Source organism: Paracoccus benzoatiresistens (genome assembly GCF_026913015.1).
Lineage (GTDB): Bacteria > Pseudomonadota > Alphaproteobacteria > Rhodobacterales > Rhodobacteraceae > Paracoccus > Paracoccus benzoatiresistens.
In genome coordinates this window covers 140,391-165,756 of the sequence record NZ_JAPTYD010000002.1, presented here as the reverse complement: position 1 = coordinate 165,756, position 25,366 = coordinate 140,391, and the positions used below count along the sequence as shown (strand labels likewise).

The 25,366-nt window shown below is 65.8% G+C and carries 28 protein-coding genes and 1 tRNA gene; 20 read left to right on the top strand and 9 right to left on the bottom strand.

From position 1 onward, the window contains the following. The first annotated feature begins 13 nt into the window (after positions 1 to 13). Entirely contained in the window at positions 14 to 739 is a 726-nt protein-coding gene (locus OU682_RS02850; RefSeq protein WP_268940551.1) for a hypothetical protein, read from the top strand. Here the strand turns inward: OU682_RS02850 and OU682_RS02845 are convergent. The 3 genes from OU682_RS02845 to OU682_RS02835 are packed head-to-tail and all read right to left on the bottom strand — an operon-like array spanning position 687 to position 2,352. Next, on the bottom strand, positions 687 to 1,169 hold the full coding sequence (locus OU682_RS02845) for an NUDIX hydrolase (RefSeq protein WP_268940550.1): 483 nt from the start codon (positions 1,167 to 1,169) through the stop codon (positions 687 to 689). The two genes, OU682_RS02850 and OU682_RS02845, sit on opposite strands and share 53 nt — an antisense overlap. Continuing rightward, complete coding sequence (locus OU682_RS02840) at positions 1,166 to 1,426, bottom strand: NfeD family protein (RefSeq protein WP_268940549.1); 261 nt, start codon at positions 1,424 to 1,426, stop codon at positions 1,166 to 1,168. Before OU682_RS02840 ends, OU682_RS02845 begins: the two co-directional genes overlap by 4 nt. A gap of 59 nt (positions 1,427 to 1,485) precedes the next feature. After that, complete coding sequence (locus tag OU682_RS02835; RefSeq protein WP_268940548.1) at positions 1,486 to 2,352, bottom strand: N-formylglutamate amidohydrolase; 867 nt, start codon at positions 2,350 to 2,352, stop codon at positions 1,486 to 1,488. Positions 2,353 to 2,507: 155 nt separating this feature from the next. Between OU682_RS02835 and OU682_RS02830 the strand changes: the two genes are divergently transcribed. From OU682_RS02830 to OU682_RS02790, 9 genes are all read left to right on the top strand, one after another. After that, positions 2,508 to 2,582 (top strand) — tRNA-Val (locus OU682_RS02830). A 79-nt stretch (positions 2,583 to 2,661) separates the two neighbouring features. Beyond that, positions 2,662 to 2,787 carry a type B 50S ribosomal protein L36 gene (gene ykgO / locus OU682_RS02825; RefSeq protein WP_028725484.1) on the top strand — a complete coding sequence of 42 codons (126 nt, stop codon included), beginning with the start codon at positions 2,662 to 2,664 and terminating at the stop codon, positions 2,785 to 2,787. A gap of 164 nt (positions 2,788 to 2,951) precedes the next feature. Continuing rightward, positions 2,952 to 3,869, top strand: coding sequence for a calcium-binding protein (locus OU682_RS02820; protein WP_268940547.1), 918 nt, complete (start codon positions 2,952 to 2,954; stop codon positions 3,867 to 3,869). 134 nt (positions 3,870 to 4,003) lie between these two features. Then, positions 4,004 to 4,273: a 30S ribosomal protein S15 gene (rpsO, locus tag OU682_RS02815; protein WP_268940546.1), complete on the top strand. Its 270-nt coding sequence runs from the start codon at positions 4,004 to 4,006 to the stop codon at positions 4,271 to 4,273. Between the two features lie 143 nt (positions 4,274 to 4,416). After that, positions 4,417 to 5,067, top strand: a complete 651-nt coding sequence (locus OU682_RS02810; protein ID WP_268940545.1) for a hypothetical protein — start codon at positions 4,417 to 4,419, stop codon at positions 5,065 to 5,067. Between the two features lie 287 nt (positions 5,068 to 5,354). Then, complete coding sequence (pnp, locus tag OU682_RS02805; RefSeq protein WP_268940544.1) at positions 5,355 to 7,499, top strand: polyribonucleotide nucleotidyltransferase; 2,145 nt, start codon at positions 5,355 to 5,357, stop codon at positions 7,497 to 7,499. An 87-nt stretch (positions 7,500 to 7,586) separates the two neighbouring features. Continuing rightward, positions 7,587 to 8,738 carry a rhamnan synthesis F family protein gene (locus OU682_RS02800; RefSeq protein ID WP_268940543.1) on the top strand — a complete coding sequence of 384 codons (1,152 nt, stop codon included), beginning with the start codon at positions 7,587 to 7,589 and terminating at the stop codon, positions 8,736 to 8,738. Continuing rightward, complete coding sequence (locus tag OU682_RS02795) at positions 8,735 to 9,514, top strand: hypothetical protein (protein WP_268940542.1); 780 nt, start codon at positions 8,735 to 8,737, stop codon at positions 9,512 to 9,514. Before OU682_RS02800 ends, OU682_RS02795 begins: the two co-directional genes overlap by 4 nt. Further along, entirely contained in the window at positions 9,511 to 10,332 is an 822-nt protein-coding gene (locus tag OU682_RS02790) for a glycosyltransferase family 2 protein (protein WP_268940541.1), read from the top strand. Before OU682_RS02795 ends, OU682_RS02790 begins: the two co-directional genes overlap by 4 nt. A 36-nt stretch (positions 10,333 to 10,368) precedes the next feature. Here OU682_RS02790 and OU682_RS02785 read toward each other — a convergent pair whose 3' ends face one another. After that, entirely contained in the window at positions 10,369 to 11,025 is a 657-nt protein-coding gene (locus tag OU682_RS02785) for a peroxiredoxin (RefSeq protein WP_268940540.1), read from the bottom strand. A 154-nt stretch (positions 11,026 to 11,179) separates the two neighbouring features. On the opposite strand from OU682_RS02785, the gene OU682_RS02780 reads away from it, so the two are divergent. The 10 genes from OU682_RS02780 to rfbA all read left to right on the top strand — a co-directional run bounded on the left by OU682_RS02780 (position 11,180) and on the right by rfbA (position 21,846). After that, a complete protein-coding gene (locus OU682_RS02780) occupies positions 11,180 to 12,628 on the top strand; it encodes an aldehyde dehydrogenase family protein (protein ID WP_371832194.1) in 1,449 nt (482 codons plus the stop codon). Between the two features lie 102 nt (positions 12,629 to 12,730). Next, positions 12,731 to 13,468, top strand: coding sequence for a flagellar motor protein MotB (locus OU682_RS02775; protein ID WP_371832193.1), 738 nt, complete (start codon positions 12,731 to 12,733; stop codon positions 13,466 to 13,468). A 70-nt stretch (positions 13,469 to 13,538) separates the two neighbouring features. Then, a complete protein-coding gene (locus OU682_RS02770; RefSeq protein ID WP_268940538.1) occupies positions 13,539 to 14,855 on the top strand; it encodes a flagellar hook protein FlgE in 1,317 nt (438 codons plus the stop codon). 13 nt (positions 14,856 to 14,868) lie between these two features. Then, positions 14,869 to 16,323, top strand: a complete 1,455-nt coding sequence (flgK, locus tag OU682_RS02765; protein ID WP_268940537.1) for a flagellar hook-associated protein FlgK — start codon at positions 14,869 to 14,871, stop codon at positions 16,321 to 16,323. A gap of 2 nt (positions 16,324 to 16,325) precedes the next feature. Continuing rightward, entirely contained in the window at positions 16,326 to 17,330 is a 1,005-nt protein-coding gene (locus tag OU682_RS02760; RefSeq protein WP_268940536.1) for a flagellin family protein, read from the top strand. A gap of 17 nt (positions 17,331 to 17,347) precedes the next feature. Beyond that, complete coding sequence (locus tag OU682_RS02755) at positions 17,348 to 18,430, top strand: flagellar basal body P-ring protein FlgI (protein WP_268940665.1); 1,083 nt, start codon at positions 17,348 to 17,350, stop codon at positions 18,428 to 18,430. Between the two features lie 89 nt (positions 18,431 to 18,519). Then, positions 18,520 to 19,080: a dTDP-4-dehydrorhamnose 3,5-epimerase gene (gene rfbC, locus OU682_RS02750; protein ID WP_268940535.1), complete on the top strand. Its 561-nt coding sequence runs from the start codon at positions 18,520 to 18,522 to the stop codon at positions 19,078 to 19,080. After that, positions 19,077 to 20,117 (top strand): dTDP-glucose 4,6-dehydratase, encoded by a 1,041-nt coding sequence (gene rfbB / locus OU682_RS02745; protein WP_268940534.1) that lies wholly within the window; start codon positions 19,077 to 19,079, stop codon positions 20,115 to 20,117. Before rfbC ends, rfbB begins: the two co-directional genes overlap by 4 nt. Then, a complete protein-coding gene (gene rfbD / locus OU682_RS02740; RefSeq protein ID WP_268940533.1) occupies positions 20,114 to 20,971 on the top strand; it encodes a dTDP-4-dehydrorhamnose reductase in 858 nt (285 codons plus the stop codon). The genes rfbB and rfbD overlap by 4 nt, the downstream gene beginning before the upstream one ends. Next, the gene (gene rfbA, locus OU682_RS02735) at positions 20,968 to 21,846 is read left to right on the top strand and encodes a glucose-1-phosphate thymidylyltransferase RfbA (RefSeq protein ID WP_268940532.1); all 879 of its coding nucleotides are present in this window, start codon (positions 20,968 to 20,970) and stop codon (positions 21,844 to 21,846) included. Before rfbD ends, rfbA begins: the two co-directional genes overlap by 4 nt. Here rfbA and OU682_RS02730 read toward each other — a convergent pair. The 5 genes from OU682_RS02730 to flgG are packed head-to-tail and all read right to left on the bottom strand — an operon-like array spanning position 21,816 to position 25,365. Continuing rightward, positions 21,816 to 22,790 (bottom strand): glycosyltransferase family 2 protein, encoded by a 975-nt coding sequence (locus tag OU682_RS02730; RefSeq protein ID WP_268940531.1) that lies wholly within the window; start codon positions 22,788 to 22,790, stop codon positions 21,816 to 21,818. The genes rfbA and OU682_RS02730 overlap by 31 nt on opposite strands. A gap of 60 nt (positions 22,791 to 22,850) precedes the next feature. Next, entirely contained in the window at positions 22,851 to 23,417 is a 567-nt protein-coding gene (locus tag OU682_RS02725) for a hypothetical protein (RefSeq protein ID WP_268940530.1), read from the bottom strand. Between the two features lie 8 nt (positions 23,418 to 23,425). Then, positions 23,426 to 24,151 (bottom strand): flagellar basal body L-ring protein FlgH, encoded by a 726-nt coding sequence (gene flgH, locus OU682_RS02720; protein WP_268940529.1) that lies wholly within the window; start codon positions 24,149 to 24,151, stop codon positions 23,426 to 23,428. 15 nt (positions 24,152 to 24,166) lie between these two features. Beyond that, a complete protein-coding gene (gene flgA / locus OU682_RS02715) occupies positions 24,167 to 24,580 on the bottom strand; it encodes a flagellar basal body P-ring formation chaperone FlgA (RefSeq protein WP_268940528.1) in 414 nt (137 codons plus the stop codon). Beyond that, positions 24,580 to 25,365, bottom strand: a complete 786-nt coding sequence (flgG, locus tag OU682_RS02710; RefSeq protein WP_268940527.1) for a flagellar basal-body rod protein FlgG — start codon at positions 25,363 to 25,365, stop codon at positions 24,580 to 24,582. The genes flgA and flgG overlap by 1 nt, the downstream gene beginning before the upstream one ends. Between the last annotated feature and the right edge of the window lies 1 nt (position 25,366).

Sequence of the window (25,366 nt, the reverse complement as noted above, 5' to 3'; positions counted from 1 at the left end):
AAGGGTGGCGGGCATGGCGGACGAAAGCGGGATTTCACAAAAGACGCATAACGAGCTGGTGCTGTCCTTCCTGGCGGTGCGCCGGGCCATCGGGGCGCTTGGCTTCTTCCTGCCGCTGGCCTTGCTGGCCTATGGCCTGGCCAGCGGCGCGATCCTGACCAGCATCTCGGCCGCCTATTACACGCCGATGCGGGAAATCTTCGTGGGGACCCTGATCGCGCAGGCCGTGTTCCTGTGGAGCTATGAGGGCTATCGCCCCGTCGCGGGCGAGCTGATCAGCGACAAGGCGACGGCCCGAGTGGCGGCGGTGGCGATCGCCCTGGTCGCGCTGGCGCCGACCGACCCGGCCGAAAAGGCCGATGCCCCAGCAGCCGATCCGGCCTGCACGCTGCTGCAATGCATCCTTGGGACTGATCTGTCGTCGAACCTGCATCTGATCGCGGCGACAGTCTTTTTCGCCGCCCTGGCGGTCTATTGCCTGGTGCTGTTCGTGAAGGGCGCGGTGGACGTGGTGGAAAAGGACGCCTCGAACCGGATTTACCGCATCTGCGGCTGGACGATCATCGTCAGCATCGGGCTGGTGGGCGTGCTTTTCGGGACCGGGCTGGAGCAGCGGCTGGCGGCGCTGCGCCCGACCTTCTGGCTGGAAACCATCGCCACCTTCGCCTTTGCGACAAGCTGGATGGTCAAGGGCGACGCGTTGCGCCCGCTGGTGCGGACCGTCGCGGCGATGCGATAAGATCCCCGACCAGATCGCGGAACTGCGGCACCGCCCGGGGATGTGCCGCGAAATCCACCAGGGGCATCATCCGCCAGTCCTGTCCCTCGTCGCCGAGGCGGATCGCGGCGATCTCCGCGGCCCCCAGTTCGCCCTGAAACAGCCATGACCTCCAGCCCGGATACTGGCGCGAGGCAAAGGACCGCCCGGTCAGCCGGTCCGGCGGCAGCACCAGCGCGAACTCCTCGCGCAACTCGCGCAGGGCGCATTCCATGGGGGATTCGCCTCCCTCGCGCCCGCCGCCGGGCAGATCCCAATGCGCGGGAAAGGGCAGGCCGGGTTTGTCGTCGCGTAGATAGGTCAGCAGCCGTCCCCCATGGATCAGGACCAGCTTGGCGCCGTGAAACGCGGCATCTTCGTTGTCCGGCCAGCCATTTTCCGGCGCAGTCATTCGTCGATGTCCCGGTCCGACATGGGCTTCTCGTCCTGGCTGGTGGGCCACAGGCGGCGGAAGATCAGCCGGGCGACAGCGGACAGCAGCGCGGTGACCCCCAGCGTGACCGGCAGCCCCGCCGTCCACAGGCCCGTCAGCATCAGCACGCCCATCAGCCCCACCGAGGCCGCAAGCCCCATGAAGACCCATCCCGGCACCAGCAACTCCAACCCCGCCAGCACGAAGGCGGCGCTGAGCCACAACCAGCCGTTCATGATGACAGCTGCCGCGTCACTTCGGTCCCCCGGTCATGAACGACATCGGCAAGATCCCCTTACTGGGCGGCGATCCCGGCCTCGGTCGGGCCTTCGGCGTCCAGCCCGGCCAGCCTGCGAATCACCGCGCCAAACCGGAACGCGAAATCGTCGAAGCCCGCATGGGGGGCGATGGCCTTTTCGTCCATGTACAGCGACCTGTCGATTTCCAGTTGCACGACATGGACGTTCTGGCAGGGCTTGCCATAGGTGGAACAGATATAGGCCCCCGCAAAGGGCGAATTGCGCCGGATGCGCCAGCCCCCGGCCTCGACGGCGGCGACAATGGCGTCGGAAACACGGGCGGCGGCCGACAGCCCGTGGCGGTTGCCCAGCACCATGTCGGGGCGCGGCCCGTGCAGATGGGCCAGCGCGTCATGGGGCATGGAATGCATGTCGATCAGGATCGCCTGGCCGAATCGCGACCGCGCCTCGGCGATCAGGCCGGTCAGCGCCTGGTGATAGGGACGCCAATAGGCGTTGATGCGGCGCTCGGCCTCGGCCCGCTCGATCGGGCGTTCCAGGATGGCCCGGCCTTGCGAGACGACACGCGGGATCACCCCGAGACCGGCCAGGGTCCGCTGGTTCAGCGGATGGCGCGGGACGCCGCGCACGACCAGGGGGTCGATCTCGTCCGGGGCGCGGTTCAAATCCACGATGGCGCGCGGCACCTGCGCGCGAATCGTCACCGCGCCATGGCCGGGGGCGCCCGCGATCAGGCGGTCCACGAAGGCATCCTCGGACGACCGCAGCGTTTCGGATGGCAGCTTCGTGCCCTTCAGGAACCACTCGGGATAGGTGCAGCCCGAATGCGGTGATCCGAAAATGACGCCGCTGAGCCAGCGATCGGGCCTTTCGATCAGGACAGGAAGGTCGGATTCGGTCAAGTCAGACCCCGGCAGGCGGTTTCTTCGGGATCCATATAAGACTGAATTTTCCTGATGCGATAGGGCTTGAAACCCCCGAGGCCCCCCTATATAGACACCCCGACCAAAGGCGGTTCGGGACACATCGCAAGCTGTGGACGGGATCACCCGAGGAGGGGCGGTTAGCTCAGCGGTAGAGCACTACGTTGACATCGTAGTGGCCACTGGTTCGATCCCAGTACCGCCCACCATTCTATTCGCCGCCCCCGGCTAAGGCGTCGGGGGCATTTCGTTTTCCTGCGGCTGCGAGCCGCGTTTTGGAGAAGACCGATGAAGGTTCGCAACTCGCTCCGCTCGCTCAAGAGCCGGCACCGCGACTGCCAGATCGTGCGCCGCAAAGGCCGCATCTATGTGATCAACAAGACCAACCGCCGCTTCAAGGCCCGCCAGGGCTGATCGGCGCGATCACCGCGAAAAACGAAACGACCCGCCGGACCGGCGGGTTTTTTCATGACTGGCCCGGTGTGTTAACCTTATCTTAACAAAGCGATTGGTTAACAAATCCTTGCGGTTGTATCGTGCCGTCAGGCGGGTTTGCGAACCTTGTGCGGGGTCATGTCATGTTTGTGCTTGCAAGTCTGATGGCGCTTGCCGCGGCGGGGGCCGCGCTGGACCTGACCGGCGCTGCCGGCCGCGGCGACGAGGATGACGAGGATCCGGGCGATCTGCCCCCGGCCGTGGGCGAGGCCGACAGGGGCGAGGTCGGCGACATCAGCGCCGGCGACCAGGAGCAGGGCGAGTCCGGTCCCGTGACCGAACTGCCGGGATCCGGAGAGGTCACCGGCGACGAGGTGATCGCGGGCGGGACGGATGCCGACGATCTGTTCGGCGGCGCGGGCGATGACACCATCGACGCCGGCGCCGGCGACGATTGGGTGCAGGGTGACGGCAGCTATGACGCTGCCGGCGCGGACGAGATTCGCGGCGGCGACGGGGCGGATTCACTGGCGGGGCAGGGTGGCGACGACATCATCTGGGGGGATGACGACGACGACACGATCCAGGGCGGCGAAGGCCATGACACGCTGTTCGGCGGGACAGGCAATGACTGGCTCTCGGGCCATGACGGCGACGACCTGCTGGTGGCGGGCGGGGGCGGGGACGACCTGGACGGCGGGCGTGGCAACGATCACCTTGTCGGTGACGGCGATCCGCAGACGGTCTGGATGCATGGGGGCGAGGGGGATGACACCCTGGCGCCCGGGGCGGGCGATTTCGCCGAAGGCCAGGACGGCGCCGACGATTTCGTGCTGCAGCAGGCCCCCGGCGAGTTGCCGGTGATCGCCGATTTCGATGCGAAGGAAGATCACCTGGTGCTGCACCTGCCCGAGAGCCTTGCCCGGGATGCCAGGGTCGGCCTGGACGAGGACAAGGACGGCACCGTGCTGATCACCGTCAATGGCGAGGCCATCGGCCGGATGCTGCAATCGGGCGGGCTGGTGGCCCGGGACATCATGATCGTCCGGCTGCCGGGATAACGAGCCCTTTCCTTCCCGGCGCTTTTCCCTTATACGCGCGCATCCCTCCGCATCTGCGGCGGGGCACTCCACGGGCCAGTGCTGGACGACATCCCGGCCTGCGCCATAACCCTCTTTTTTGAAAGGAGATCCCGATGTCGATCACCGTTGAAGAAAAAGCCCGCGTCATCAAGGAATTCGGCACCAAGTCCGGCGACACCGGTTCGGCCGAGGTGCAGGTGGCGATCCTGTCCTCGCGCATCGCCACCCTGACCGAGCATTTCAAGACCCACAAGAAGGACAACCACTCGCGTCGTGGCCTTCTGAAGCTGGTCGCTCAGCGCCGCAAGCTGCTGGACTATCTGAAGAAGAAGGACGAAGCCCGCTATACCGACCTGATCGGCAAGCTGGGCCTGCGCCGCTGATCGCAGCCTCTTGATGCCTGGAACGCCCGTGGCCCCGCCGCGGGCGTTTTGCTGTGCGGATGGCTAAAATCTTCGGCACTGTTTTCTGGATCGTTAGGGGAAAATTAACGACTGTTTGCGTGTCACCACAAGGAGATGCGCGAATGCTGTTTGATACCCTCAACAACCTCTTGTCGGCCCCGCTGCGGGGCAAAAGCCTGCCGACCACGGCGGCAGCGCCGGCGCAGGCCAATGCTGCCGCCCGCGCCGCGCAGGAGGCTGAAGCGCAAGCCAGCCAGACGGCCCCCGCGGGGTCCAGTGCCAGCACCACACCGGGCGTGATCTTCGACCTGTCCGAGGCTGCATTGCAGGCGGTGGCGGGGTCTTCGGCCTCGAACGGCCAGGCCAGCACGATAGCAGCAACGGCGGCGGTGCCGCAGGTTCCGCCCTCTTTCCCGCCTGCTGGCGTGACCATCGCCGCTGAAATCGCTGCCGTGACCGCGCCCAGGGATGTATCCCCGCAAGCCGCCGCAGTTCCGACCTCGACCAGCCCGGCCTTGTCCACAGCCGGAACTGCGGCAAGCGCAGGAGTTCAGGAGGCCGGTACCGCCACCTCCTCGGACAAGGCCCGGGAAGCGGCCGACCCCGACGAGGAGGCGCGCGCCCGTGCCCATGCCATCCAGGCGCAGGAACGCAATCAGGTGCTGAGCCTTGTCGAGCAACTGTCCGAAGCCAAGGCCGAACCCCTGGCGGCGCTGACCGCCCCCGCCGAGGAGGCGGCGTCCGACAACACCTCGACGCACCAGGCCGCCTGAAGCCACAAGTCCTTGCATGGCCCGGCGGCGGAGCGTCGGTTCCGCCGCCGTGTCCTTGGCAGGCCCTGCGTCACCGCCGCGCGGCCCGGTCTTGCCGGGACAAGGAAACGCCCGCCCTGCCGCTTCGCCTTGCCGCTTCCCAAACCCCTTGTTTTCCTGTAATGGCCCGCCATCTGTGACGTGACGCCCAGGCCCCGGGGCACATGCAAAGGATTGGGGCGGCGGCAATGGGGCCGCCATAGGACACGGCTGCTGCCAGAGGGCTGGCGCGGCCCAGAGGAAACCAGATGTTTGACGAAGTGAAGAAATCCATCCAGTGGGGCCAGGAAACGCTCACGCTGGAAACGGGCAAGGTTGCCCGTCAGGCCGACGGCACGGTCATCGCCACCCTGGGCGAGACCAGCGTCATGGCCAACGTGACCTTCGCGAAAGAACCGAAGCCCGGGCAGGATTTCTTCCCGCTGACGGTTCACTATCAGGAAAAATACTATGCCGCCGGCAAGATCCCCGGCGGTTTCTTCAAGCGCGAGGCGCGCCCGACCGAGAAGGAGACGCTGACCGCGCGCCTGATCGACCGTCCCTGCCGCCCGCTGTTCGCCCCCGGTTTCAAGAACGAAACCCTGGTGATGTGCACCGTGCTGTCCCATGACCTGGTGAACGATCCCGACATCGTGGCGATGATCGCGGCATCCGCCGCGCTGACCATTTCGGGCGTCCCCTTCATGGGCCCGATCGGCGCGGCCCGCGTCGGCTTCTCGAACGGCCAGTATGTCCTGAACCCCGAGGTGGCGGACATGGACAACCTGCGCGGCAACCCCGAGCAGCGTCTGGACCTGGTCGTCGCCGGCACCAAGGACGCCGTGATGATGGTCGAATCGGAAGCCTATGAGCTGACCGAGGAAGAGATGCTGGGCGCCGTCAAGTTCGGCCACGAGCAGATGCAGCCGGTCATCGACCTGATCATCGACCTGGCCGAAGCCGCCGCGAAAGAGCCCTTCGACTTCCAGTCGCCGGACTACAGCGCGCTTTATGCCCGCGTGAAGGATCTGGGCGAGACCGAGATGCGCGCGGCCTACGCGATCATCGACAAGGCCGACCGCCGCGACGCCATCCAGGCCGTTCGCGAGAAGGTCGTGGCGAACCTGTCGGAGGAAGAGCTGGCCGATGCGAACCTGGGCTCGGCGCTGAAGAAGCTGGAATCGGGCATCCTGCGCGGTGACGTCATCAACGGCGGCGCCCGCATCGACGGCCGCGACACCCGCACCGTCCGGGCCATCGACAGCGAAGTGGGCATTCTGCCGCGCACGCACGGCTCGGCCCTGTTCACGCGGGGTGAGACGCAGGCGCTGGTCGTGACCACGCTGGGCACCGGCGACGACGAACAGATCATCGACGCGCTGCACGGCAACTTCCGCTCGAACTTCCTGCTGCACTACAACTTCCCGCCCTATTCGGTGGGCGAGGTTGGCCGCGTCGGCTCGCCCGGCCGTCGCGAGATCGGCCACGGCAAGCTGGCCTGGCGCGCGCTGCAGGCGGTGCTGCCCGCCCCGACCGACTTCCCCTATACCATCCGCGTCGTGTCCGAGATCACCGAATCGAACGGCTCGTCCTCGATGGCCTCGGTTTGCGGCGGTTCGCTGGCGATGATGGATGCGGGCGTTCCCCTGAAGGCGCCGGTTGCAGGCGTCGCCATGGGCCTGATCCTGGAAGACGACGGTAAGTATGCGGTCCTGACCGACATCCTGGGTGACGAGGATCACCTGGGCGACATGGACTTCAAGGTCGCTGGCACGTCCGAGGGCATCACGTCCCTGCAGATGGACATCAAGGTCCAGGGCATCACCCCCGAGATCATGGAGCAGGCCCTGGCGCAAGCCAAGGAAGGCCGCCTGCATATCCTGGGCGAGATGTCGAAGGCCCTGACCGAGGGGCGTCGCGAGTTCAGCGCCCATGCGCCGCGCATCGAGACGATGCAGATCCCGACCGACAAGATCCGCGAAGTGATCGGCTCGGGCGGCAAGGTCATCCGCGAGATCGTGGAAACCTCGGGCGCCAAGGTCGACATCAACGACGACGGCACCATCAAGATCGCCTCGGCCAATGCCGATTCGATCAAGAAGGCCTATGACATGATCTACTCGATCGTGGCCGAGCCGGAGGAAGGCAAGGTCTATACCGGCAAGGTCGTCAAGCTGGTTGATTTCGGCGCCTTCGTGAACTTCTTCGGCAAGCGCGACGGCCTGGTCCACGTGTCCCAGATCGCCAACAAGCGCCTGAACCATCCGAACGAGATCCTCAAGGAAGGCCAGGAGGTCAAGGTCAAGCTGCTGGGCTTCGACGACCGCGGCAAGGTCCGTCTGGGCATGAAGATGGTCGACCAGCAGACCGGTGCCGAGATCACCGAAACAAAAGAAGAAGCCGCAGAAGGCTGAGGCGGGCTGAAGGAGAAGGGCAGGCATCTGCCCTCTCCAACGTCTGTATAATCGGCCGCCTCGTCGTGCCCACTGCAAGGCCGTGTCATGATGCAAAAACCCCTCATGCCCCCGGAAAGGACGATCTTCGAAAAGCTTGTGCGCGAGACCAAGCGACTCGGTCGCCAGTTTGGCTCACTGGTTTTGCCCTACTGGGGGCATATAGTGCGTCTATCCTATGATTGTCGGCGCAAATCCCTGGTACGGGTGACTGCAGGCCAACAGAGCCTGCAAGACGAGTTGTCGATTCTATTAATCTACCAGCCTGGGGGCTTGCTGGACTCGACACTGTGGCAGATCCGTTGGATGGCTGCGCAGGGCGTGTCGACAGTGGTCGTCTCGAATGTCGAGTTGAGTGCTGCGGATCGCGGCCGGCTAGCCACGATCACGTATCTGGTCGTCGAGCGTCCCAACGTAGGCTACGATTTTGGCGGCTACCGTGAAGGGGTCCTGCAGGTTCTGGATCGGGGCATACGCCCGCGCGCACTATATCTGATGAACGACAGCGTGTGGTTTCCCCTTTCCGAGGATTCTGACGTATTGGAGCGCAGTCGCGCCGCGCCGGAAGATCTGTGGGGCCTATTTGTCGATCTGGATCAGAAGAAAAGAGCAACCGGGACCCGGATGGGCTCACATGTCCAGTCGTATTTCTTTCGCTTTTCGGAGCGGCTTGTCCGAGACCCTGCCTTTGCACAGTATTGGCAAAAGATGTCGCTAGTCAGTTCGCGAAGGGTCGTCATCCAATTGCGCGAGTTGAGGTTGACACGCCACTTCGCAAATTTTGGATATCAGGTTGGCAGTCTGCATTGCTGGAAGCAAGTGGTTGAATTCTTATTGTCTTTGGACAACGAAGACACGATGAACGAAATTCTTCTCCATCAATGTCAAGTCAGCCGTAAAGATGCTTTGTTGATTGAGCCACTGATGAGAGACGGTAGCAAAACTGCTCTGCAGGTGAGAGACGCCCTGCGCGATAAAATCGCAAGAGCTCACGTTCTCGGGCAATCGCTAGCCCTTCATCCGATAGTCATGGCTGCACTTGGCTTTCCATTCTTAAAAAAACAGCGAACCCCCATTATGGTCGGCACGCGCGCCAAGATGGTCAAATTGGGCCTGCATGCCGACTACCCCGAACCGATCCGGCGCGAGATTGAGACTTGGGACAACCATGAGGTTTGTCGCAAGCAGGCTCGCCGATGACTGATCCCGTCAACATCCTGACCATGAAATGGGGCACGCTCTACAGTGCCGAGGACGTGAACCGGTTGCACCGGCAAGTCCGCCGCCACCTGGCCCGTCCGCACCGCTTCATCTGCTTCACCGACGATGCAGAGGGGCTGGATCCGGGAATCGAGGCGATGCCCTTGCCTGAACTTGGCTTGCCCAAGGGCCATGGGGATACCCGCTGGCGCAAGCTGGCAGTCTTCCGGCGCGATCTGGCGGGTCTTTTGGGAACGGCGCTTTTCCTGGATATCGACCTGGTGGTGGTGGACGACCTGCAGCCCTTCTTCGACCTGCCGGGCGCCTTCTACATCATCCGCGACGACGACCTGTTCCGCTCCAAGCCCCTGCGCAAGGTGAACCCCGCCCGCGACCGCTTCCTGCACAGCGTCGGCAACTCCAGCGTCTTCCGGTTCGAGATCGGCCAGCACGCCTATATCCTGGACGCCTATCTCGCCGACCCGGCGGGGGCGACCGCCCGTTACGAGATAAGCCAGCAGTTCCAGTCGGCGCAACTGGCCGCCCACGGGAACCTGAACTATTGGCCCAAGGGCTGGTGCGTCAGCTTCAAGAACGACTGCGTGCCGCGTCATCTGTCCAGCTATCTGCGCGACCCCGCCTTGCCCCGGGGCGCGAAGATCGTCCTGTTTGCGGGCGCGCCGAAGATGGAGGATGTTTTCGCCGGGCGCGGCCACAAGTGGTATCGCCGCATCGGCAGGATCGACTGGTTGCGCCAGGCTTGGGACCGGCCGTGATCTCCGGCGCCTTCCGGGCCTTCAAGCATCGCCGCAGGCAGGCCCGCGCCAAGGCCGAGCTTGCCGCCCGGCCTGATGCGCCGGGCCGTCCGCATGGCTTGCCCGGGCTGCTTGTCGTGTCGCTGACCAGCTATCCGGCGCGTTTCGGCACGCTTGCCCTGACGCTGCAGGGGGTCCTGCGCCAGTCGGTTCAGCCCGACCGGGTGATCCTGTGGATTGCCAAAGGCGACGAAGCCGAACTGCCCCCGGATTGCCTGGGCTTGGCCGGGCTGGAGATCAGGTCATGCCCGGACTGGAGATCCTACAAGAAGATCGTGCCCACGCTGCTGGCGCATCCCGACGCCTTCGTGGTGACGGCCGACGACGATGTGTATTATCCCGTCGACTGGCTGGAGAAGCTGGTTGGCGCCGCCAAGGCGGGCGCGCGGGTGGCCTGCCACCGCGCGCACCGGATCGCGCTGCAGCCGGATGGCCGGCCAGCGCCCTATTCCGAATGGCGCCACAATGTCGATGCGCCCGAACGCTCGCCGCTGGTCTTCCTGACCGGGGTCAGCGGGGTGATCTATGCGCCCGGCGTCTTTCATCCCGATGTCACGCGCGATGACCTGTTCACCCGCCTGGCCCCGCGTTCGGACGATGTGTGGCTGTACTGGATGCACCGCCTGAACGGGGCCGAGGCGCAGAAGATCGGCAATCGCGCCCGTATCCTGGAATGGGAAGGCAGCCAGGCGCAAAGTCTGCGGGCCGCCAACCTGCATGGGACGGGCAATGACCAGGCCATTGCCGCGATGATCGGTCACTACGGCTGGCCCGGCTAGGCCGGCGCGCCCCGCAGGGGCAGGGCGCGCGCAGGATCAGGCCGGATCCTTGGCAAAGCGCAGATAGGGCAGCTTGATGTCTAGCGGGCCATAGCGTTCCTCGGCCGCCTTGTCGTCCAGCGCCAGGGCCACGATCACGTCCTGGCCAGGCACCCAGTTGGCGGGCGTGGCGATCGGCACGCCGTCGGTCTTGCGCACCGCATCCAGCGCGCGCAGGATTTCGGCGAAGTTGCGGCCGATGGACATCGGATAGGTCATGGTCAGCCGGACCTTCTTGTCCGGGCCGATGATGAAGACGCTGCGCACGGTCGCCGAATGGGCCGGGGTGCGCCCCTCGGCCGGCAGGTAATAGTCGGCGGGCAGCATGTCGTATGCCTTGGCGACGGTCAGGTCGCGGTCGTCGATCATCGCGAAATTGGCGGGGACGCCCGCCACCGTCTCGATGTCGCGCTTCCATTTGCCGTGATCCTCGACGGAATCGACCGATACGCCGAGCACCTTGGTGCCCCGCTTCTCGAATTCCGGGATCAGCTGCGCCACGGCGCCGAATTCGGTCGTGCAAACCGGCGTGAAGTCGCGCGGATGGCTGAAGATGATGGCATAGCTGTCGCCCAGCCAGTCGTGAAACCGGATCTCGCCCTCGGTCGAGGGGGCGGTGAAATCGGGGGCGATATCATTGATGCGCAGGGACATGGTCGTGTCCTTTCAAGTGGTTGCCGCGGCAGAATAGGCCAAACGACCGGGAATGCCAGAGGTTTATCTATATGGACGGTCGAGATTTAAGAAGGCTTGCGCCCGTGCCGCCGCCGCTTCACCTTGTGGGCAAATCTTCGATGGAGGGATCGCGATGACCGGGCTGTTGGACAAGCGCAAGTTCTATATCGACGGGGCATGGGTGGATCCCGCGCGGGCCAACGACCTCGAGGTGATCGACCCCTCCACCGAGGAAGCGGTGGCGGTCATCAGCCTGGGGGACCAGGCGGACACCGACCGCGCGGTGGCGGCGGCCAAGGCGGCCTTCCCGGCATGGTCGCGGACGGAACCGGCCGAGCGGCTGGCCCATGTGCAGAAGATCCTCGACATCTACCAGCGCCGGGCCGAGGAGATGGCCTGGGCGATCAGCCATGAAATGGGCGCGCCACAGGACATGTCGCTGGACGACCAGGTCGCGGCCGGCAGCTATCACATCCAGAACTTCATCACGGCCTTCAAGGATTTCCAGTTCATTCGCCCGCTTGGCTCCCATGCCCCGGCATCCATGATCGCCTGGGAACCCGTGGGCGTCGTGGGCCTGATCACGCCCTGGAACTGGCCGATGAACCAGGTGACGCTGAAGGTCATCCCCGCGCTTCTGGCCGGCGATACCTGCGTGCTGAAGCCTTCCGAGATCGCGCCCCTGTCCTCGATGCTCTTTGCCGAGATCCTGGACGAGGCCGGGCTGCCCAAGGGCGTCTTCAACCTGGTGAACGGCGACGGGCCGGGGGTGGGCACGCAGCTGTCCACCCATCGCGACGTGGACATGATCAGCTTCACAGGCTCGACCCGCGCGGGCATCGCGATCACCAAGGCCGCGGCGGACACGCTGAAGAAGGTGGTGCTGGAACTTGGCGGCAAGGGGGCCAACATCGTCTTCGCCGATGCCGACGACAAGGCGGTGGTGCGCGGGGCGCGGCATTGCTTCTATAACAGCGGGCAGTCCTGCAACGCGCCGACCCGGATGCTGGTCGAACGGTCGGTCTATGACCGCGCGGTCGAAACCGCCGCCAGGGTGGCCCAGGAAACACAGGTGGCCAGCGCACATCAGCCGGGCCGCCATATCGGCCCCGTGGTCAGCCGCCAGCAGTGGGAAAAGATCCAGGACCTGATCCAGCAGGGCATCGACGAAGGCGCCCGGCTGGTCGCGGGCGGCCCCGGCCTGCCGGAAGGTGTCAACCGCGGCTATTTCGTCCGCCCCACGGTCTTTGCCGATGTCAGCACCGACATGACCATCGCGCAGCAGGAAATCTTCGGACCCGTCCTGTCGATCATCCCCTTCGACACCGAGGAGCAGGCGATCGGTATTGCCAATGACACGCCTTATGGCCTGACCAACTATGTCCAGTCGCAGGACGGCGCGAAGCGTAACCGCGTGGCCCGCCGCCTGCGCTCCGGCATGGTGGAGATGAACGGCGCCCCGCGCGGCGCGGGCTCTGCCTTCGGCGGGGTTGGCATGTCGGGCCGCGCCCGCGAAGGCGGCGTGATGGGCCTGGAGGAGTTCATGGACTCCAAGGCCATCAGCGGCTGGGGCATCGACTGAACCCCTGCCATGATCCCGATAATGCCTTGCATTTGAGGGGTTAACTTGTTCTTTGCCGCTCTTGCCGCGACATTCCAGGCGAATGTTCACGGCGGTGCGGCGATGGCAAGGCAGAAGGGATCCACAGGATCCACGATCATGATCAAGCGGGTGATCGCCCCGGAAGGGGGCGGGCACCATGGCGGGGCATGGAAGGTTGCCTATGCGGATTTCGTGACCGCGATGATGGCGTTCTTCCTGCTGATGTGGCTGCTGAACGCCACGACCGAACAGCAGCGGCAGGGGCTGGCCGATTACTTCAACCCGACCATCGTGCGCACGCCCGGGGCCTCGGGCGAGGGGGTGGAAAAGCAGGGCAAGGACCCCTCGGACACCACGCTGGAGGAGGTGGCAGAGGAAATCGAGCGGCAGCTTCGCGCCAGCGGGGGCGAATCGCAGCAACTGACCAACCTTTTGCGCCATGTGGTCACCCGCATGACGGATGAAGGGCTGGTGATCGAACTGGGCGACCTGACCCAAGCGCCGCTGTTTGTCGAGGATACCGGCCAGCCCCAGCCCGTGCTGCGGGACCTGACCCGGATCATCGCCCGCGTCATCGCCAGGACCCGCAACCAGATCGCCATCGCGGGCCATGTCCGGGCCTATCCCGAAACGCTTGTGACCTCGCCCGTCTGGGCGCTGTCCGATGCCCGTGCCCATGCCGTGCGCAACCTGCTGGAGGAAGCCCGCCTGGACGGGCAGCGGATCCAGCGGGTGACCGGCTATGCCGACCGCAAGGGCAAGACGGGGAACCCGATGGATCCCGCCAACAACCGGATCGAGGTGATTTTACTCAGATGACCGGGCGCGGTTAGGCGAATCTTAAGCCCTGACAGGGATGATCCGGATCGAACCACAAGAAGGTGATGCCATGTCAATGTCTTCCGCAATGAGCGCCGGTGTCTCGGGGCTGGCGGCGAATTCCACCCGGCTTGCGACGATCTCCGACAACATCGCGAACTCGGGCACCTATGGCTACAAGCGGATGGAAACCGACTTCAACGCCTTCGTGCTGAACCAGCATCGCGTCGCGGGGATGTACTCGGCGGGGGGCGTCAGCGCCTCGACCTATCGCGTGATCGAGGATGACGGGGCGCTTTCGACCACGACGCATCCGCTGGACATCGCCATATCCGGGCGCGGAATGCTGCCGGTGACCTCGGCGGTGGATCTCGACAACGGCTTCACGGACCTCCCGTTCATGATGACCCGCACGGGATCGTTCCGGACCGATGCCGACGGGATCCTGAAGACCGGGTCGGGGCTGGTCCTGATGGGCTGGCCCGCGCAGGCGGACGGAACCGTCCCCCTGATGTCGCGCGACACGATGGGCGGGCTGGTGCCCGTTCAGATCAGCGCCAACCAGACGGCGGGCGATCCCACGACCCAGGTGTCGCTGGGCGTGAACCTGCCCGCGACCGAGACGATGCCTGGCGCATCCGGCGATCCGCTGGCGTTGAAGGTCGAATATTATGGCAACCTTGGCACGTCCGAATCGCTGAACATCACCTTTGTTCCCGACACGTCGGATGCGACCGGCATGTCCAACACCTGGGTGATGGAGGTTCGCGATTCTGCCTCGGACCCGGCGTCGAACCTGGTCGGATCATACCGGATCACCTTCGACGACAGCCAGGCGAACGGGGGCAGCATTGCCAGCGTGACGGCGATCAGCGGCGGCGCCTATGACCCCGATACCGGGACGATCGGGCTGAATGTCGCGGGTGGCCCGATGGATCTGGTCATCGGCACGCCGGGCGGCACGACCGGGCTGCGCCAGCTCTCGGCTAGCTTCTCGCCCACGAACATAACCAAGAACGGCTCTCCGGTCGGAAACCTGACCACGGTCGAGGTTGACGCCGACGGCTTCCTGAAGGCCAGCTACGACACCGGCTTCGTCAAGACGCTGTACCAGATCCCGCTGGTGGACGTGCCCAACCCGAACGGCCTGACCTCGGTGGATTCGCAGGCTTTCACGATCTCGCCCACCTCGGGGGGCTTCTTCCTGTGGGATGCGGGCGATGGGCCGACGGGCTCGGTCCAGGGCTATGCGCTGGAGGAATCGACCACCGACGTGGCCGAGGAACTGACCCACCTGATCCAGACGCAGCGGGCCTATTCGTCGAACGCGAAAATCATCCAGACGGTGGATGAGATGCTGCAGGAAACCACAAGCATCAAGCGCTGAAAGGACCGACGCCATGAGCATTGCGCGCGCCTTGGGAAATGCCTTGTCCGGCCTGACCGCCACCGCGCGGGGAACCGAAACCGTTGCGGCCAATATCGCGAACGCCTCGACCCCGGGCTATGCCCGGCGGGACCTGGCAGTCAGCGCCCAGACGGCGGGCGGCAATGCCGGGGGCGTGCGGGTCGACGGAGTGACGCGCGCGGTCAATGCAAGTGTCCTGTCCGAATCGCGCCTGGCCGAGGCCGCGCGCGCCAATGCCGCCACGCGCCTGGACTTCGCGACCCGGATCGAGGAGGCGGTCGGCATTGCCGGCAACACCGGCAGCCTGGGCTCGGCGCTCAGTGATTTCCGGACGGCCCTCTCCTCGGCGGCCAGCCGGCCTGACGACGACATCCGCTTGACGCAGGTGGTCGACAAGGCCACCGCGCTGGCCGACAGGCTGAACGCCGCCTCGGACGAGGTTCAGGCCGCGCGCAGCGCGGCCGACCAGGCCATCGCTTCGGATATCGCCACCCTGAACAAGTCGCTGGCCCAGGTGGCGGATTTGAATCGCAAGATCGCCGTGCTGGAAGCCGACGGTTCGGACCCGTCGTCGCTTTACGACCAGCGGCAAGGCATTATCGGCGAGATCGCCAAGATCGTCCCGGTGCAAGAGGTGACGCGGACGGCCGGCGCGGTCGCGCTGTTCACGGCAGAGGGCGCGGTCCTGCTGGACGGCACCATGCCAACCGAACTGTCCTTCACGGCGGCGGGGCAGGTGACGGCCGACAGGACCGCCGGGTCGGGGCTGTCCATGCTGGTCCAGAACGGGGCGGAGCTGACGCAGTCGCAGATGAAGCTCTATGCAGGGGGCTCGCTGGCCGCGAATTTCGCGATCCGTGACGAACTGGCTCCTGCGGCGCAAGACCTGCTGGACGACATTGCCCTTGATCTGCACGGCCGTCTGGCGAATCCGGCGGTCGATCCCACGCTGACGGCGAGTTCGGCGGGGCTTTTCACCGACGGCGACGCGCGGGCCAGCGCGGCAGACAAGACCGGGCTTGCGGGGCGGATCAGCGTCAACGATGCCGTCGTGGAAAGCGCGGGTGGCGAGGCATGGCGCATTCGCGCGGGCCTGGGGGCCGCGACCCCCGGGGCCGTGGGGGATGCCTCGCTGCTGGTCGCCATGTCGGATGCCTTGGACGCCGCGACGACTGCCACGGCGGGAACGGGTTTCAGCGGCAAGGCCTCGCTTGCCGACCGCCTCGGGGCGGTGGAATCCCGGATCGCGACCACGCGCGTGAACGCCCAATCCGAGGCGGCGGTCATCAACAGCCAGGCCGATACGATCACCAGTCGCCTGGCGGCGGATGGCGTGGACAGCGACGCCGAGATGCAGAAGCTGCTGCAATACGAACAGGCCTATGCCGCCAATGCGCGGGTCATTCAGGCCATCCAGACCATGATGGACCAGATACTGGAGATTTGACGATGACGGTGCAATCCATCGGGGACCAGGCGCGCGCCTTCGCCATGCAATCCGCGTCCAGCCGGATCAAGACCACGCTGGCGACCCTCACTGCCGAGCTTTCCAGCGGCGAGGTTTCCGACTTGGGCGCAAGGCTGGGTGGCAACACCCAGAACCTGGCCGGGATCGAGGCGCGGCTGGCCATTCTGTCGCAGTTCCAAAGCAATGCGGCCGAAGCAGCGGCCCACACCAAGGGCATGCAGGACGCCCTGAGCGCGATCCAATCGGCGACCGCGCAGCTGGGCCAGAATCTGTATGCCGCCCCTGCCGCGTCCACCGAAGGCCTGGCTGCCGCCCGGTCGGCCGAAGCGGCGTCGCTCTTGCAGACCGCGATCGGGCAGTTGAACGGCGCAGTCGGGCAGCGGTTCCTGTTCTCGGGGACCGCCAGCGATACGCTCCCGCTGGCCTCGGCCGAGGTGATCCTGTCGGAACTGACAACGCTGGTATCGGGCCTGACCACGGCCGAGGATGTCGCGCAGGCCGTGTCGGGCTGGTTCGACGCGCCTTCGGGCGGTTTCGCCGATGTCGCCTATCGCGGGGGCGCAGGGGGGCAATTGATGCCGATCGGCGAAGATACCACCCTCAGCCTGACAACGACCGCTTTGTCGCCCTCGATCCGCGACAGCCTGAAGGGCCTTGCGACCGCCGCGCTGCTCGATCGCGGTGCCTTGGCCGCCAACCTGCAGGAAGGGCAGGAACTGCTGGCAAGTGCTGGCAAGGCCCTGATGGACAACTCATCCGCCCTGATCGCCGAAATGTCGCGCGTCGGTTATGCCCAGCAGGTCATCGCCAGCGCCCGGACCCAGGGAGATGCGGCCACGGCCACGCTGCAAACCGCGCGCAACACCCTGCGCGAGGCGGATCCCTTCGCGACATCCACCGCGATCAGCGATGCCGAAACGAAGCTGCAGATGCTCTACTCCGTGATCGGGCGCCTGTCGCAGCTCAAGCTGGCGGATTACATCTGATGCGGCGCCTGTTTGCGATGATTGTCGTGGCGCTGCTGCCGGTCATTGCCGCGGCGGCGCCGGTCCGGGTCAAGGATCTGGCCGATTTCGATGGGGTGCGGGGCAACGATCTGGTCGGTTATGGCCTGGTGGTGGGCCTGGATGGTACCGGCGACGGCTTCCGCAACGCGCCTTTTACCGAGGAACTGCTGGCCGGTCTGCTGGAACGGCTTGGCGTCAACGTCACGGACGAGGCATTGCGGTCCCGCAACGTCGCCGCCGTCGTGGTTACCGCCACGCTGCCGCCCTTTGCACGGTCGGGCAGCCGCATCGACGTCGGTGTGTCAACCATCGGCGACGCGAAAAGCCTGTTGGGCGGGACGCTGGTGATGACGCCGCTGAAGGCCGCCGACGGCAACATCTATGCCGTGGCCCAAGGCTCGATCATTGCAAGCGGCGCAGCGGTCGAGGGGGAAGCCGCTCGCGTGGTCGAGGGGGTGCCGACCTCGGGCAAGATCCCGGTCGGGGCGCGGGTCGAGCGGGAGGTGGAGTTCGATTTCGCCGGCATCGAGAATATCCGCGTCGCCCTGCGCAATGCCGATTTCACCACCGCGACCCGGATCGAGGACGCCATCAACCGTGACTTCGATCGGCGCGTCGCCGTCACGCAGGACAGCGGCACGGTCCTGGTCGAGTTCCGCCAACTGGGCGATGTCAATCCCGCCCGCGTGCTTGGCCGGATCGAAAACCTGATGGTCGAGCCCGAGGACCGCGCCAAGGTGGTCATCGACCACAAGTCCGGCACCATTGTCATCGGCGAGCGTGTGCGCATCTCTCGGGTCGCCGTTTCGCAGGGCGCCCTGACCTTGCAGGTCAGCGAGGCGCCGATGGTGGCCCAGCCCAACCCCTTCGCGCGGGGCGAGACCGTCACCGTGCCGCGAACAGTGGCCGAACTGCGTAACGAGCCAGGCATCGGATTTGCCGAGGTCGCGGGGGAAACCTCGCTCAGCGATCTGGTCGAAGGGCTGAATGCGCTTGGGGTCCGCCCGAGAGAGATGATCGACATCCTGAAATCGATCCATGCGGCGGGGGCCTTGCATGCCGATCTGATCATCGAATGAGGCCGTCCGGAATTCTTGCATAAGGCGAGTGACAGTGCCGGCGCCATCGCATAGACGATACGCGGTGTTTCCAGCCCTGGATTGATCTCATGAAGATAGAAGCCACCGCCTTGCCGGATGTTCTTGTCATCACACCTGCGCGCTTTGGCGATGAGCGGGGCTTTTTCTCGGAAAGCTGGAACCGGAAGACCCTGTCCGAGGCTGGCGTGACCCTGCCGGATTTCGTCCAGGACAACCATTCGATGTCGCGCCGTGTGGGGACCGTTCGCGGGCTTCACTATCAGGCCCCGCCCTTTGCGCAGGGCAAGCTGGTGCGCTGCGGGCGCGGGGCATTGCTGGATATTGCGGTCGATGGACGCCGCGGCAGCCCGGCCTATGGCCAATGGGTGGGGGTCGAGCTGTCCTACGAGAATGGCCGGCAGCTATGGGTCCCGCCCGGCTTCCTGCATGGCTTCGTCACGCGCGAAGCAGATACCGAGATCGTCTACAAATGCACGGCCCATTACGACAAGGCCAGCGACGGGGCGGTCCGATGGGACAGTCTTGGCATCGACTGGGGGGTTGACGACCCCGTGCTTTCCGACAAGGACCGGGATGCCCCTGCTTTTGCCGACTGGCACTCTCCCTTCGAATACAAAGGTGCTGCATGAAGATTCTCGTTACCGGCGGCGCCGGGTTCATCGGATCGGCCGTGGTCCGGCTTGCGGTCCGGCGCGGGCACGAGGTCGTCAATGTCGATGCCCTGACCTATGCCGCCAATCCCGCGAATGTGGCCGAGTCGGCTGAAAGCCCCCTTTATCACTTCGAGCATGTCGACATCCGCGACCGGGCCGCGCTGGACCGGGTCTTTGCCGCGCACCAACCCGATGCCGTCATGCACCTGGCCGCCGAAAGCCATGTCGACCGGTCGATCGACGGCCCTGCCGCCTTTATCGAGACCAACGTGATCGGCACCTTCAACATGCTGGAGGCCGCGCGCACCTACTGGATCGAACGCGGCCGCCCCGAAGGCTTCCGCTTCCACCACATCTCGACCGACGAGGTCTTCGGCTCGCTTGGCGAAACCGGGCAGTTCACCGAAGCCACGCCCTACGACCCGCGCAGTCCCTATTCCGCCAGCAAGGCGGGCTCGGACCATCTGGTGCGTGCCTGGCACGAGACCTATGGCCTGCCGGTCGTGCTGACCAACTGTTCCAACAACTATGGCCCCTACCATTTCCCCGAAAAGCTGGTTCCGGTCGTCATCCTGAAGGCCCTCGCGGGCGAGCCGATCCCGGTCTATGGCGATGGTGGCAATGTGCGCGACTGGCTTTATGTCGAGGATCATGCCGATGCTCTGCTGCTGGTCGTCGAGAAGGGGCAACTTGGCCGCAGCTACAACATCGGCGGCGAGAACGAGGCCAAGAACATCGACCTGGTGCGCACCATCTGCGCCCATATGGACGAGATGCATCCCGAAGGCGCGCCCCATGCCGACCTGATCACCTTTGTCACCGACCGGCCCGGCCATGACCGCCGCTATGCCATCGACCCGGCCCGGATCCGCACGGAACTGGGCTGGCGCCCTTCGGTCACGGTCGAGGAGGGGCTGCGGCGGACCGTCGAATGGTATCTGCAGAACCGCGACTGGTGGCAGCCGCTTTTGGCCCGAGACGGGGTCGGCCAGCGTCTCGGGCAGACCCAATGAACGGCTTGCTTGTTCTGGGGAAATCCGGGCAGCTTGCACAGGCGCTGGTGCGGCAGGCGCCGGAAGCGACCTTCTGGGGTCGGGCCGATGCCGACCTGTCCGATCCTCAGTCCGTGGTGGCAAGGATCCGCGACCTGCGGCCGGCCACGATCATCAATGCCTCGGCCTATACGGCCGTCGACAAGGCGGAAACGGATGTCGCGGCAGCCCAGATGCTGAATGCGACCGCGCCTGGCGTGGTGGCTCAGGCCGCCGCCGACCTGGGCATTCCCTTCCTGCATGTCTCGACGGACTATGTCTTCGACGGCTCGGGCGACACGGCGCGGAACGAGGATGCCGCGACGGCGCCCTTGGGGGTCTATGGCCGGAGCAAGCTTGAGGGCGAGCGCCGGGTGGCGGAGGCAGGCGGGCAATGGGTCGTGCTCCGCACCTCCTGGGTGTTTTCCCCCGACGGGGCGAATTTCGTCAAGACGATGCTGCGCCTTGGGACCGAGCGGGATCAGCTCAATGTCGTGGCCGATCAGATCGGCGGCCCGACCGAGGCCGGCCGGATCGCGGCCGCCCTGCTGGAAATGACGCGCCAGATGCTGGCCGATCGGCAAAAGGGCGGGCTTTACCACTTTGCCGGGGCACCCGACATCAGTTGGGCCGGCTTCGCGCGCGAGATATTCGCGCGGGCGGGCCTTGCCTGCGAGGTGCGCGACATTCCGGCCAGCGACTATCCGACCCCGGCGCGGCGACCGGCCAATTCGCGTCTGGATTGCGCGCGCATCGCGCAGGATTTCGGCATCGATCGACCTGACTGGCGGGCCGATCTCGACACTGTTCTGAAGCACTTGGGATACATGACATGACCGCACGCAAGGGTATCATTCTGGCGGGAGGGTCCGGGACGCGCCTTTATCCGATCACGATGGGGGTCTCGAAGCAGCTTCTGCCGCTTTATGACAAGCCGATGATCTATTACCCGATCAGCGTGCTGATGCTGGCCGGCATCCGGGAGATCGCGATCATCACCACCACCGAGGATCAGGCGCAGTTCCAGCGGTTGCTGGGCGATGGCGGGCAATGGGGGCTGCGCTTCGAATGGATCGTCCAGCCTTCGCCCGACGGGCTGGCGCAGGCCTATCTGCTGGCCGAGGAGTTCCTGGCGGGGGCGCCATCCGCCATGGTGCTGGGCGACAACATCTTCTTCGGCCACGGCCTGCCCGAGCTTTTGCAGGCAGCCGACGGGCGCGACAGCGGCGGCACCGTCTTCGGCTATCGCGTGTCCGACCCCGAGCGCTACGGCGTCGTGGACTTCCAGTCGGACGGCCGTGTGCGGGCGATCATCGAAAAGCCGGAACTGCCGCCCTCGAACTTCGCCGTGACCGGACTTTATTTCCTGGACGGCACCGCGTCCGAGCGCGCCAGGCAGGTCAAGCCGTCCGAGCGGGGCGAGCTTGAAATCACCACGCTTCTGGAAAGCTATCTGCACGATGGCAGCCTGACGGTCGAAAAGATGGGCCGGGGCTTTGCCTGGCTGGATACCGGCACCCATGGCAGCCTGCTGGATGCGGGCAATTTCGTGCGCACGCTGGAAAAGCGCCAGGGCATGCAGACCGGCTGCCCCGAGGAGATCGCCTTCGAGGCCGGCTGGATCAACGAGGATGCCTTGCGCGTACAGGCGCAGAAGTTCTCGAAGAACGCCTACGGCCGCTATCTCATGAGCCTCCTGGGGCCGCACTGACGCAGGCGGCCCATCAGGGCCGCCCCATAGAACGCAGCCGTTCCGGCCCGCGTCTGGCGGTAAAGGCCGATGCGGGCCAGGGTCAGGGCTGCGACCGGCCCCGCCTGGTGCAGCGCCGCGCCGAAGCTGTCGAGGATGCGGCGATTTTCGGGCAGAAGCTCTGACCGGACCGCATCCAGCGCGGCGTGGTTGGCGGCCAGCCAGCCGCCATAGTTGCCCGCCAGCAGCATCGCGATCCGCTGCGACATGGCCCGAACCGTGTCGTTCCGGCCCATCTCGCTTCGGCCGTGCTGGCGATAGAACAGCGCGGGCCTTTTGTCGTGGAGCAGCACGGCCCCTGCGCCTGCAGTGACCTGATAGGCCCACCAGTCATGCGACTGGACGTCATGATCCTGCGCCGGCCCGACGCAGCACCGCAGGATCGCCGCGGCTTCCGCGTTGAAGACCGAGGTATTGCCCGCCATGATGGCCTGGACCAGCGCATTGCGAAAGCCCAAGGGCCGGGGAAAGTGGCGCGACTCGGCCACCGGGGTAAGGCCATCATCCGTGATGATCGTCCGGGCGGCGTAATGGACGGGGCCGTCATGGGGTGCCAGTGCGCGGCAGGCGCGGGCCAGCTTGTCGGGGAACCAGACATCGTCCTGGTCGCAGAAGGCAATTATCCCATCCGGCGCAACAGACAGCAGGTGCAGGAAGTTCTGGGTAGCGCCCCGTCGGGGTCCGTCGATCAACTGGACTTGCCCCGCGGGGCGCGAGGCCGCGAAGCCGGCAACGATGTCGCGCGTCCCGTCCTTCGATCCGTCATCCGACACGATCAGCCGCCAGTTCCCATGGGTCTGGTCGGCGATGCTTTGCAACTGTGCCCCGATAAAGGCCGCGCCTTGATGGCTGGCCAGCAGGATCGTCACGGTATCGTCGCGGGCTGAGGAGGTCGGGCGGTCCACCGGCAGGTCCTTGATGGGGCAGGGCCGGTTTCTGCCCTGCCGGCCGATCCGATGCAACCGTCAGCCTGCCTGGCGCGCGATATCCTCGATCAGCACCGCCTTGACGGTCAGATCCGTGCTGGCCTGGGCGGCTTTTTGCAGGCGCTCACGCAAGGGGGCCAGCCGTGCTTCCGACGTGAAGTTGCCGTCGAAGCCGCCGGTATTGGCATGGATCAGCAGTTCCCGCAGCAGGGCGTCGCGCAGGCGATGTTCCTGCTGCTTCATCGCGGGCAGGTCGGCGCCGCCCGTCTCGATCGACAGGGTCAGGATCATCACCGCCCCCATGTCGCCATTGCGCATCAGCGGGACGAAGAACTGGGTCGGGAAGGTGAACCATCCCTCGGCCGCCGCAGTCCCATGCCCTCCGCTGTCATGGCCGCCCCCCTGATCGCCGGAGCCTGCATGGCTGCCGCCATGGTCCGCGGCCGGCGGGGCCTCCGTGGTGTCGTGACCGTCGGCGTCCGCGCTGCCATGCGCCTCGGCAGAGGCATGCGTGGCGCCGTCGGCGCCCGGACGCAGCATCTCGCCCGCCGCAACGCCTCCGACAAGGGCCAGGACCGGGACCAGCAGGGTCAGGATCTTCTTCATGGGCGGCCTCAGTAGGGCAGGATCACGTCGGCAAGCTGCTGGCCGAAGCGGGGTTGCTGCACATCGTTGATCTGCCCGCGCCCGCCATAGGAGATGCGCGCCCCCGCGATGCGGTCATAGGCGATCTCGTTGCTGCGGTCGATATCTGCGGGGCGCACGAAGCCGCTGACGGTCAGCTCGCGCAGTTCATAGTTCACGCGCACTTCCTGCGTGCCCTCGATCTGCAGGGTGCCGTTGGGCAGCTGGTCGATCACGGTGGCGGCCACGCGCAGGGTCAGCTTGTCGCGACGCGTGATGTTGCCGCTGCCCTTGTAGGTCGAGGAGGCTTCGGCCTCGGCCAGATTGTCGAAGCTGGCGCCCTCGGGCAGCCTTTCGTTCAGCCGCTGCGGGATGCCGATCATCTGCGGAATGCTGACGCTTTCGCCCGACTGGCGGCTGCGCCCCGAGGTGTTGGTCATCTGCGCCTCGTCGTCGATTTCGATCACCACGGTCAGGATGTCGCCGCGATTGGCCGCGCGCCGGTCGCTGATCAGCGAGGACGTGGTCCCCGCCCAGAGCGAGGCCGCAGCCTCGGGCCGGCCGGAATCCACCGGGATCTCCAGCGGAGGGTTGGTCATGGCGATGAACTCCTCGCTGTTGCGCGGAGAGGTCAGGGTGGGCGGCCTGCCCATGTGGTCGGCGCGCGCGCAGGCGCTCACGGCAAGGGCCAGGCAGATCAGGACGGTCGGTTTCATCGGGGTGTCCTTGGGTTATTTTACGGCCATCAGGCTGCCGTCCGGCTGGACGGTGGCGCTGAGGGTGGCGCGCGATTCGAGGTTCATGACGCGGATCACATCGCCTGCGGCGCCGTCGGACAGGGTCCGCGCTTCGGTCACGATGCGGAGCGCGCCGCGCTGGAAGACCAGCCGGTGAATCTGGTTGCGAGAGATCAGCTTCGGCGCCTGCAGCAGGGATGCCTGCAGCGGGCGGCCTTCCTGGATGGTGATTCGGGTTTGCAGCCCGATCGCCTGGGAAGGGTCCGACAGGCCGGGCCGGTCGCCATCGACGGCGCGCAGGTCGGCCGCGGTGATGACCGTGCCCGCGGGCAGCGTGCGCGCGGCGGCCAGCACGGCGGCCTGGGCGGGCAGGGCCGACAGGGCCAGCAAAAGCACCAGCCAGCGCATCAGCGCACCTGCGTGGTGGCCGCCAGCATCTGGTCGGCGGCGGTGATGACCTTGGCGTTCAGCTCGTATCCGCGCTGCGCCTTGATCAGCTCGGTGATCTCGCGCACGGAATCGACCGAGCTGTCCTCCAGATAGCCTTGCCGCAGCGTGCCGAGCCCGTCCTGGCCCGGCGTCGTCACCTGGGGCGTGCCCGATGCGGCGGTTTCCAGGAACAGGTTCGAGCCGATGGCCTCCAAGCCCTTTTCGTTGGAAAAGCCCGCCAGCGTCAGCTGTCCCAGCATCTCGGGTTCGACCTGGTCGCTGAAATAGGCGTAAACCTCGCCCGCGGCATTGATCGAGATGGTGCCGGCGTCGTCCGGGATGGTGACGCCAGGCACGACCGGGTAGCCGTCCGAGGTCACGATCAGCCCGTCCGGGGACCGCTTCAGCCCGCCGTCGCGCGTATAGGCCGAAAGGCCCGAAGGCAGCGTCACCTCGATATAGCCGTCGCCGTCGATGGCGAGGTCCAGGTCGCCGCCCGTCTGGGTCAGCGCGCCCTGCTGCAGGTTGATGCTGACCGCCGTGGGGCGCACGCCAAGGCCCAGCTGCACGCCCGCCGGGATGACGGTGCCATCCGCCGCCGTCACCGTGCCGGGGCGGGTCGCCTGCTGGTAATGCAGGTCCGCGAATTCGGCGCGCCGGGCGTTGTAGCCGGTGGTGGACATGTTGGCGAGGTTGTTCGAGATGACCTCGACACGGGTCTGCTGCGCGCTCATGCCGGTCGCAGCGATCTGCAGGGCTCTCATC